Raw genomic sequence first — 10,118 nt, forward strand, 5'->3', positions numbered from 1 at the left:
GGGCAGGGCGGCGGCACCGGTGCGCCGGCGTCCGACGAGATGAAGCAGTTCGTGTCGACCGTGCTGGCCGAGACCGAGGATACGTGGACCGGTATTTTCCAGTCCGAGGGTCTGACCTATCAAGATCCAAAACTGGTCCTGTTCAGCGGCCAGATCCGCTCCGCCTGCGGTTCTGCCTCGTCAGCGGCCGGACCATTCTACTGTCCCAACGATCGCAAGGTCTATCTCGATACCACCTTCTTCCAGCAACTCGACCAGCAGTTCGGCGCCTCGGGCGATTTCGCACAGGCCTATGTTATCGCGCACGAGGTCGGCCATCACGTGCAGAACCTGACCGGCATCCTGCCCAAATTCAACCAGATGCGGCAGAATATGAGCGAAGCCGACGCCAACCAGATGTCGGTGCAGGTCGAGCTGCAGGCCGATTGCTTTGCCGGCATCTGGGCACATTTCACCGGTCAGAAGGGCATCTTGGAACAGGGCGACATGGCGGAGGCACTGAACGCCGCCAAGCAGATCGGCGACGACACGCTGCAGAAGAAGATGCAGGGCTACGTCGTGCCGGAAAGCTTCAACCACGGCACGTCGCAGCAGCGGCAGACCTGGCTGGCGCGCGGCTTCCAGAACGGCAAGCTATCGGACTGCGACACGTTCAACAACCCGATCTGAGCCGACGGTTTTCTCGTAATCCGAGAGACTGGATCGCAGTCAGGGGATGTCAGCACGAAAACACTCTGCTCGTTCCCTCATTGTTCCCAGCGATGTGCTCGCCTATAAGGTGTGTTCCCGTTCGCTCGGGCGGCCCGAGGAGATACCATCATGATAGACCCCAAAACCGCCAGGCGGGGCCTCGCGCTTGTTTTCACCACCCTGCTGCTCGACGTCATTGGCTTCGGCATCATTATGCCGGTGCTGCCGGCCTATCTCAGGGAATTGACCGGCGTCGGCATCAGTGAGGCGGCTATCGAGGGCGGCTGGCTGTTCTTCGTCTATGCGGCGATGCAGTTCGTTTTCGCACCAGTGATGGGCGGGTTGAGCGACCGGTTTGGGCGGCGGCCGATTCTGCTCGCCTCGGTGCTGACGTTCGCTATCGACAATCTGATCTGCGCCATCGCCTGGTCCTATCCGATGCTGTTCATCGGCCGCGTGCTGGCCGGCATTTCCGGCGCCAGCTATTCCACGACATCGGCATTCATTGCCGATATCTCGACCGACGAAAATCGTGCGAAGAATTTCGGGCTGCTCGGCATTGCTTTCGGCGTCGGCTTCGTCATCGGGCCGGTTCTGGGCGGGTTGCTCGGCACGTTCGGGCCGCGTGTGCCGTTCTATTTCGCTGCCGGGCTTGCTTTCGCAAACTTTCTGATCGCGCTGTTTCTGTTGCCGGAAACGCTTGATAACAAGCACCGTCGCCGCTTCGAGTGGAAACGCGCGAACCCGGTCGGCACGCTCGTCCAGATGCGCAACTACGAAGGTATCGGCTGGATCGGACTTGTCTTCTTTCTGATGACGCTCGGGCACATGATGTATCCTGCGGTCTGGTCATTCGTCTCCAGTTATCGCTATGGCTGGAGCGAACAACAGATCGGCTTCTCGCTCGGCGTCTTCGGCCTGTGCGGGGCGATCGTCATGGCGACAGTCCTGCCGCGCGTGATCCCTAAACTTGGCGAGTGGAAGACGGCGGTAATCGGTCTGGCATTTACCGCACTCAGCGCCTTCGGCTACGCCTTCGCGTCACAAGGCTGGATGATCTATGCAGTGATCGTCGTCGGATGTCTCGAGGCGTTGGCCGACCCGCCGCTCAGAAGCCTGGCGGCCGCCAAGGTGCCACCTTCCGCCCAGGGCGAACTCCAGGGTGCGATGACCTCGATCTTCTCGATCACCTCGATCATCACACCGCTGCTTTATACGGCGATCTTTTCCTGGTTCACGGGGCCGAGCGCGCCCGTGGTTTTCGGCGGTGCCCCGTATCTGCTCGGCGCGATTTTCCTCACGCTGGCGCTCGTCGTCTTCGTCACCAGGGTGGCCAAGCCGACGCCGAAGGAAGTCAAACGCATGCACGCGCAGGAAGCGGTGACGGACGGGGCTTGATCGGCGCCGGGAGCCCGGCCGGCGCCGTCAGTCAAATCCGTTTTTTCGCAATGCGCTAGACACGCTCGGCCAGTGCCGGCTCGCCGCGCTTTTCGCGGATGAGATTGATGAAGCGGCGAAACAGATAGTGCGAATCCTGCGGGCCGGGCGAGGCTTCGGGATGATGCTGGACCGAGAAGACTGGCCTGCCGGTGAGCGCAATGCCGCAATTCGAACCGTCGAAGAGCGAGACATGGGTTTCCTCGACGCCGCTCGGCAACGAGTCGGCGTCGACGGCAAAGCCATGGTTCATCGAGACGATCTCGACCTTGCCAGTGGTGTGGTCCTTGACCGGATGATTGGCGCCGTGGTGGCCCTGATGCATTTTTGCGGTCTTGCCGCCCAGCGCCAGCGCCAGCATCTGGTGGCCGAGGCAGATGCCGAACAGCGGGATTTCGGTCTTCAACAGATCCTGGATGACCGGCACGGCGTAGTCGCCGGTGGCTTCCGGATCGCCGGGGCCGTTGGACAGAAAAATGCCGTCCGGCCGCATCGCCATGATCTCCTCGGCGCCGGTCTTGGCCGGCACCACGGTGACCTTGGCGCCGAGGCCGGCAAGCAGGCGCAATATGTTGCGCTTGACGCCGTAGTCGATGGCGACGACGTGCATCGACGGGCCGGCCTGTTCGCCAAAGCCCTCGTTCCAGATCCAGGGCGTCTCGCGCCACACCGAGGACTGGCCGGAGGTGACCTCCTTGGCGAGATCAAGCCCGATAAGCCCGGACCATGCGGCGGCGCGGCGCTTGAGGTCATCGATGTCGAAAATACCGTCGGGCGCGTGCGCGATGACGGCGTTGGGCATGCCCTTTTCGCGGATCAGCGCGGTCAGCGCCCGCGTGTCGATGCCTGAAAGTGCGACGATGCCGCGCTTCTTCAGCCACTGGTCGAGACCGGCTCCGGCGCGGTAGTTCGACGGGTTGGTGACATCGGCCTTGAACACGGCGCCGACGGCACCGGCGCGGGCCAGCGGGTTGAGGTCCTCGATGTCTTCGTCATTGGTGCCGATATTGCCGATATGCGGGAAGGTGAAGGTGACGATCTGGCCGGCATAGGACGGGTCGGTGAGGATCTCCTGATAGCCGGTCAGCGCAGTGTTGAAGCAGACCTCGGCGACAGCGGAGCCGGAGGCGCCAAGACCGCGGCCCTCGATGACGGTGCCGTCGGCCAGAACCAGCAGGGCTGTCGGCTTCTCGGTAGCCCAAGGGAGGGTTGACGCGGCGGTCATCGTTGCCATGGCGGCACTCCTAAAGGTTGCGCCCCTCAGTCGGCGCAACAAAAGGCGCGAAGCGGCGATCTCACAGCCTCGGCGCGCTAACTTTTCACTTGTGCATGTCGTGGCCCCAAAACCGCTACGCATTTTTGGGCGACGTGCACTAGAATTCAATTCATGCAAGGCCCAGTACATAGGGGAAGGCGCCAAGGCGGTCAATGATGCCGCGCCGTACGAGCCTGGATTTATTTCGTCGAACAATATCAGGGATTTGCCGGTAGTGTCGCATTTGCCTTGGGCTTTCGGCACGGCTATTGTCCGCCGCATTCGAAGGAGAAAGCACTATGCGAGGCAAAATCGCCGAATCCCTGAAGAGCGCGATGAAATCGCAGGACAAGCGCCGGCTGCCGACATTGCGGCTGATCCAGGCGGCCATTCACGACCGCGACATCGCCAATCGCGGCGCCGGCAAGGAGCCGGCCAGCGATGACGAAATCCTGCAGATCCTGGCCAAGATGGTGAAGCAGCGCGAGGAATCGGCCAAGGCGTTCGATGACGGCAAGCGGCCGGAGCTTGCAGCGCAGGAGCGCGACGAGATGGCGATCATCCGCGACTTCCTGCCGACGCAACTGGGCCAGGCCGAGACGGAAAGCGCCGTCCGTTCGGCCATCGCCGAGACCGGCGCCAGCGGCGTCAAGGACATGGGCAAGGTGATGGCGGCGCTCAAGGAAAAATACGCCGGGCAGATGGATTTCTCCAAGGCGAGCGGCATCGTCAAGAGCCTGCTTCAATAGGCTGCTGTGGAAGGCCCTTGCCGTCGCGCCCGCAATCCTGGCGGACAGCCAAAAGCTCGCGCTCATGATCGAACTCGTCAAACCGGCGTTTGAACACCTGCCGTCCTACAAGGCGGCCCTCGAGCGCGGCTGGTCGCCGGACAATGTGCGGCTGCTCGACGCGACGCGCGAGCAGCTTGCGGCTATCGAAAAGGATCCAGCGACTTTCCTTGCCGATCTCGACGATTCCGATGGCAAGGGACCGCCGATTGCCTTGCCGGACGGTTCGACGGTGCCGCGGCTCCCCGGATTCCGGCGCTGGATCTGGGACGGGGAAGTCTTAGGCTCGATCGGCTTGCGCTGGCAGCCCGGCACCGCGGCGCTGCCATCGCACGTGCTCGGCCACATCGGCTATGCGGTGGTGCCGTGGAAACGGGGACGCGGCTATGCGACCGAGGCGCTGCGGCTGATGCTGGAGGAGGCGAGGGCGGTTGGCCTGCCCTTCGTCGAAATCACCTGCAAGTCTCACAACGTGCCCTCGCAGAAGGTCGTTCTGGCCAATGGCGGCCAGCTTGTCGGGCGTTTCTTCGAAGACGCTGCCTATGGCGGCGCGGAAAGCCTGCGCTACCGGATCGATCTGTAGCCCTATTCGGCGGCAGCCGGCAGCGGCGGCGCAGCCCGGCTGCGCCATTCCCAGACATGCGAGGCAAGCGCGACCGCGACCGCGACCAGCATGGCGATCGCGCCAACCACCGGCAGGCTGCGATAGCCATAGCCGGCATTGAGCATGGCCGCGCCGAGCGATGCGGCGAGTGCGATGCCGACGTTGAAGCCCGACGGAATGAGTGACGAGGCAAGGTTGGAGGCATCCGCGGTCCAGGTCAGGATGCGGGTCTGGATCGGCGTGCCGATGGCGAAGTTGAGGCCGCCCCAGATGAAGATCGCTATCACCATCGGCAGCGGGTAAGGGCTGACCGCGTAGATCAAGGCGAGCATTGCCGCCTGAAGGAAAAGCATGGCGATAAGCGATGGCATCAGCTTCCAGTCGGCGAGCCGCCCACCGACAAAGACGCCGATCGTTGCGCCGACACCGTTGAGCAGGAGCACCCAAGGTATCCATTTCTCGTCGAGGCCGGTGACCTCAAGCAGCGTCGGCGTGATGTAGGTGAACAGGCCGAACTGGCCGATCATCAGCATCAGCATGATGATGAGCGAGGTCCAGACCTGCTGGCGTGCGAGTACGCGGACCTCACTGCCAAGACTGACGGACGGGCTCGACGATCCCGTCTTGCGCGGCAGCAGGGCGCCGATGGCCGCGAAGGCGACCACGCCGAGGCCACACATCACCCAGAATGTCGCACGCCATCCCCAGATGTTGCCGATTGCCGTACCGGCCGGAACGCCGATTACGTTCGATACGGTGAGGCCGGACAGGATCAGCGCCACCGCCATGCCGCGCTGGTCTTCGCGCACCAGGCCGACGGCCACCACCATGGCAACGCCGAAATAGGCGCCATGCGCCACGGCCACGGCTATCCGCAACAGCAGCATCGAGGCGAAGTCGGGCGCCAGCGCGCAAGCTGCCTGGCCGATGGTGAAGGCTGCAGTCAGTCCAAGCAGCAGGGCCTTGCGGGAGGACCTTTTGGTAGCGAGCGCCAGCAGCGGACCGCCGACTGCAATGCCGCCGGCATAGCCGGACACGAGATAACCGGCGGTCGGGATCGCGACGCCAAGGCCACCGGCCACCTGCGGCAGCACGCCGGCGATGACGAATTCGGTGGTGCCGAAGGCGAAGGCGGCAATGAACAGGGCAATGAGGGGGAGCATGGCGGAAAGGCGATCCTCGGATAAGGTGGCCTAAAACCACGGATGAGGGCAGCGGGCAATCCAGAAATTGTCGACGCCGCTTTAGCTTTTCTTGATCGCCGGTCAGGCGCCCGCCGCGGAGGCAAGAGCTAGGCGGCTGCCTTTCTTCCATAGGGAATTTTCAGCCACGCCCGCTCGTGAAGATAGTAGAGCAGCGACTTGGTGACGACCTCAGTCAGGCCGATGGCCGCGGCGAGCTTGATGCTTCCGGTCACGACGAGCGAAATGATCATCGTGTCGATGGTACCGGTGATGCGCCAGGAAAGCGCTTTGGCGAAGCTGCGCGAATGGGTGTCCATCGACTTTCCTCCCGGTAGATATTGGACGACCCTTTAGCCGACAGACGGGAAGCGGCGCAAAGATAATTTTTGCGCCTTGGCCCACAGCAATTTTCATAGGCGATGTTCTGAAGCTACCCGGCTTGTGGATGCAATCTATCCAGCCTTCAGCCGCGAACCGGTGAGCAGGCCGCGCTCTTCAAGGACGGGATAGGCCATCGAGGCGAGCAACGAGTTGATCTGCTTGAGGTCGCGAATGGTGTCGAGATGGATGGAACTGGTCTCGACACTCTTGGCGGTGCCGTCGCGCAGCCGCACGAAATGGCTCTGGCTGGTTTCCTTCTCGCGGTCGCGCAGCCGGTCCTTTTCCAGGACCAATTGGCGAGCGGTCTCCGGATCGCGGGATACCAGCACGTTGAAGGCAAGCCTGGCATTGGCAAGCACCAGGGCATGGAAGGCGCAAAGCTCGCGCCAGCCTTCCGGCGTGAACTCCAGTCCGCGCTCGAATTTCTTCTTCACGTGGACCAGCATGTTGCGCACGATGATGTCGCCGACCTGCTCCAGCTTGACGCAGGCGCCGATCAGCTCCTGGCAACGCAGGGCCTCGTCCTCGCTCAGCGGGTTCTTGGTGACCTTGGCCAGATAGAGTTTTATCGCCGCGTGCTTTCTGTCGACACGGTCGTCGAGTGCGGCCAGCGCGCCGATCTTGTCGGCATCGGCGCTCTCATAGAGCTCGATGATCCGTTTCAGCATGATCTCGACCGTCTCGCAGACCCGCACCACCTCGCGGGTGGCGTTGGCCAATGCCTGGCTGGGCACGTCGAGCGCACTTTCGTTGAGCGCCGAAAGCTCGATGACGTCGAGCGCATTGGCGGGCTGGGGCTTGGTGCCCAGCGCCACGATCCTTTCCGAGGCGCGATAGACCAGGCTCGCCAGCGGCAGGCCGGCGATAAGGATGAGGATGTTGAAGACGATGTGGGCATTGACGATCTGCTCGGGCACGGTGCTGCCCAAGAAGGCGACTGGCGGCTTGAACGTCAGGAACAGGATCAGCATGATCAGCGAACCCATGCCGCGCATCAGGAGATTTCCGATCGGCACGATGCGAACGCCGGGTTCTGCGTTGCGGGTTAGAAGCGGCGCGATGACCGAAGAGCCGAGATTGACACCGAGCACCAGCACGATGCCGAGTTCGGGCGGGATGAAGCCGCGGCCGGCCAGCGTCACCATCAGCAGCACCGCGGCGATCGAGGAATGGAACAGCCAGGTGACCAACGCCGCCAGAAGGTAGGCGGTGACCGGATCGCCAGAGAAGTAATCGACGATGAGTGGCATCAGCGTGCTCTGGCGTAGCGGCTCCGACGCCTGGCCGATCATCTCCAGCGACAGAAGCAGCAGGCCGATGCCGACCAGGATGCGGCCGAACTGGCGCCAGTCGCGCCGCTCGGTGGCCATGAACATGACCGTGCCGGCGACAAGGCAGACCGGCACCAGCAGCGACAGATCGAAGGTAAGCAGCTTGACCACCAGCGCCGAGCCGATCTCGGCACCGCGCACCGCAAGCTGGCCCGACATGCCGCTGACAATACCGGAGCCGGCGAATGAGCCGACCAGCAAGGTGACGGCGGTCGAGCTTTGCAGTGCGACAGCCAGGCCGCAGCCGGCCAGAACCGCCATGAACGGATTGCGCATTGTGGCGCGCAGTTTGTGGCGCAGCACATCGCCATAGGCGCGCTCGACGCCGGTCTTCACCAAACGGGTGGCAAACAGCATCAGTGCGACCGCACCGGCAAGGTGCAGCAAAACTACGGAGCCACTCATGCCAGGCCCCGCAACCCGACCGGTATCAGCGACGCGGGCGCCGTGACGTCAGAGGGGCAAAAGTGGGCGCGACTCGTGGACATTGCAGAGGTTGATATTACTCCGATTTATTTTAGCCGAATAATAAATTTTGCCCGGTTCGGACGCGTGTTGCCACGCGACGGGGCGTGTCGGAAATGGATGGCCGGCAAAATGGTTGCATTGCCTGCGGAGTTGCGGAGGGTCATGCGTCCATGCTCGGACGATCGCTTTAAAGGTAGCGCTGAATTAGGCGTGCTAAATGTAAGAAATCATTATGAAAACGTAACCTGTGTGTTCAGTTTCGGTTCATCCTTCCGGCTCTATTCCAGAGGCGTCGACAACCTAGGAGTACCCGCTATGAAACTCATCGTTCTTTCCGCCATGGCCTTCTCGATGCTGGCTGCAACGGCCTTGCAGGGCCAGGCTGCACCGCTGAACACACCAAACGCGCCGCAGTCGAACTACAGCCAGGTCGACTGGCAGAAGCCCGGCAGGCATGTCAACGTGAACAAGCGCGTCGTAGTGAAGAAGAAGATCGTCGTTAAGCGCAGCCATTGGCGCAACGGCCAGAGATATTCCAGCTGGAAGCGTCACCAGCCGATCCGCGACTATCGCCACTATGGCCTGCGCCGTCCGGGTCCCGGGCAGGAATGGATCCGGGTCGGCAACGACTATCTGCTGGTCAGCGTTCTCTCCGGCCTGATCTTCGGCGCCATCGCCACGCAGTAGGTGCGGAACGGCTGAACGGCGCTGCGCCGGATTAGATCGACAAGGCGGCCCGCGGGCCGCCTTCTCTTTTTGGCCTGTGAAAACCGGGTATGTTCACCATTAGGAGTCGTCGGGCTTCGCCCGTGTGATTATATGGAGGCCAAACGAGCTGTCCCCCATGCGCTTTCCGCCTGCTTTCCTTGACGAGATCCGCGACCGCGTACCGATTTCTTCGGTGATCGGCCAGCGCGTCGCGTGGGACAGGAAGAAGACCAACGCGCCGCGCGGCGATTATTGGGCGTGCTGTCCGTTCCATGGCGAGAAGAGCCCATCCTTCCATTGCGAGGACAAGAAGGGCCGCTACCACTGTTTCGGCTGCTCGGTTTCGGGCGACCATTTCAAGTTCTTGACCGAACTCGATGGGATGAGCTTTCCCGAGGCAGTCGAGATGATCGCCGACATAGCCGGCGTGCCGATGCCGGTTCGCGACGCCGATGAGGAACGGCGCGAAAAGGAACGCGCCAGCCTGACCGATGTCATGGAGATGGCGACGGTGTTCTTCCAGGAACGGCTTCAGGGACCGGAAGGGGCAAAGGCCCGCGCCTATCTGCGCGACCGGGGGCTGACACCGGCGACGCAGCAGTCTTTCCGCCTCGGCTATGCCCCCGACAGCCGCAACGCGCTGAAGGAGCACCTTGCCGCCAGGGGTGTCCCCAAGACCGACATCGAGGCGTGCGGGCTGGTGCGCCATGGCGACGACGTCCCGGTTTCCTACGATTGGTTCCGCGACCGCATCATGTTTCCGATCCCGGATTCCAGGGGCAAGATCATCGCCTTCGGGGGGCGGGCACTGGCGCCGGATGCGCTGGCCAAATACATGAACTCGCCCGATACGGAGCTCTTCCACAAGGGCAACGTGCTCTACAATTTCGCCCGTGCGCGGCAAGCACTGGGAAAGGGGGCGCTGGCCAATGGCGGCACGGTCATTGCCGTCGAAGGTTACATGGATGTGATCGCGCTGGCGCAGGCCGGCTTCGAAAACGTGGTGGCGCCGCTCGGCACTGCATTGACTGAAAACCAGCTCGAACTTCTATGGCGCATGGCTGGCGAGCCGGTGCTGTGCTTCGACGGCGACCAGGCCGGGTTGAAGGCAGCGTGGCGCGCCGCCGACATGGCGCTGCCGGCGGTCCAGGCGGGCCGCTCCGTGCGCTTCGCCCTGCTGCCGGAGGGCAAGGATCCCGACGATCTGGTCAAGGGTGACGGACCGGATGCGTTCCGCGCCGTGCTTTCCGAGGCACGGCCGCTGGCCGACCT

10 protein-coding genes are annotated in these 10,118 nt (G+C 62.8%); 6 read left to right on the forward strand and 4 right to left on the reverse strand.

Annotated elements, in window-relative coordinates; translation table 11 throughout:
- Positions 1-669: neutral zinc metallopeptidase (locus E5W70_RS13485; protein ID WP_292658725.1), on the forward strand; the 669-nt coding region annotated here is incomplete at its 5' end.
- Positions 670-819: 150 nt separating this feature from the next.
- Positions 820-2,088, forward strand: coding sequence for a TCR/Tet family MFS transporter (locus E5W70_RS13490; RefSeq protein WP_292658728.1), 1,269 nt, complete (start codon positions 820-822; stop codon positions 2,086-2,088).
- 55 nt (positions 2,089-2,143) lie between these two features.
- On the opposite strand, the gene carA is transcribed toward E5W70_RS13490, so the two are convergent.
- Positions 2,144-3,361: a glutamine-hydrolyzing carbamoyl-phosphate synthase small subunit gene (carA, locus tag E5W70_RS13495; RefSeq protein WP_292658731.1), complete on the reverse strand. Its 1,218-nt coding sequence runs from the start codon at positions 3,359-3,361 to the stop codon at positions 2,144-2,146.
- A gap of 320 nt (positions 3,362-3,681) precedes the next feature.
- Here carA and E5W70_RS13500 point away from each other — a divergent pair, with 320 nt between their 5' ends.
- The gene (locus E5W70_RS13500) at positions 3,682-4,131 is read left to right on the forward strand and encodes a GatB/YqeY domain-containing protein (protein ID WP_292658734.1); all 450 of its coding nucleotides are present in this window, start codon (positions 3,682-3,684) and stop codon (positions 4,129-4,131) included.
- Positions 4,132-4,195: 64 nt separating this feature from the next.
- Positions 4,196-4,753: a GNAT family N-acetyltransferase gene (locus tag E5W70_RS13505; RefSeq protein WP_292658737.1), complete on the forward strand. Its 558-nt coding sequence runs from the start codon at positions 4,196-4,198 to the stop codon at positions 4,751-4,753.
- 2 nt (positions 4,754-4,755) lie between these two features.
- On the opposite strand, the gene E5W70_RS13510 is transcribed toward E5W70_RS13505, so the two are convergent.
- The 3 genes from E5W70_RS13510 to E5W70_RS13520 form a co-directional block, all read right to left on the reverse strand.
- Positions 4,756-5,937: an MFS transporter gene (locus E5W70_RS13510; protein WP_292658740.1), complete on the reverse strand. Its 1,182-nt coding sequence runs from the start codon at positions 5,935-5,937 to the stop codon at positions 4,756-4,758.
- Between the two features lie 128 nt (positions 5,938-6,065).
- Positions 6,066-6,275: a DUF2061 domain-containing protein gene (locus E5W70_RS13515; RefSeq protein WP_292658743.1), complete on the reverse strand. Its 210-nt coding sequence runs from the start codon at positions 6,273-6,275 to the stop codon at positions 6,066-6,068.
- 135 nt (positions 6,276-6,410) lie between these two features.
- Positions 6,411-8,075, reverse strand: a complete 1,665-nt coding sequence (locus E5W70_RS13520) for a Na/Pi cotransporter family protein (protein WP_292658746.1) — start codon at positions 8,073-8,075, stop codon at positions 6,411-6,413.
- Between the two features lie 378 nt (positions 8,076-8,453).
- Between E5W70_RS13520 and E5W70_RS13525 the strand changes: the two genes are divergently transcribed.
- Positions 8,454-8,825: an RcnB family protein gene (locus tag E5W70_RS13525; protein ID WP_292658748.1), complete on the forward strand. Its 372-nt coding sequence runs from the start codon at positions 8,454-8,456 to the stop codon at positions 8,823-8,825.
- A gap of 157 nt (positions 8,826-8,982) precedes the next feature.
- A partial coding sequence (gene dnaG / locus E5W70_RS13530; protein ID WP_292658792.1) for a DNA primase occupies positions 8,983-10,118 on the forward strand: 1,136 nt, incomplete at its 3' end.

It is taken from the genome of Mesorhizobium sp., from assembly GCF_005063415.1.
In the GTDB taxonomy this organism is placed as follows: domain Bacteria; phylum Pseudomonadota; class Alphaproteobacteria; order Rhizobiales; family Rhizobiaceae; genus Mesorhizobium.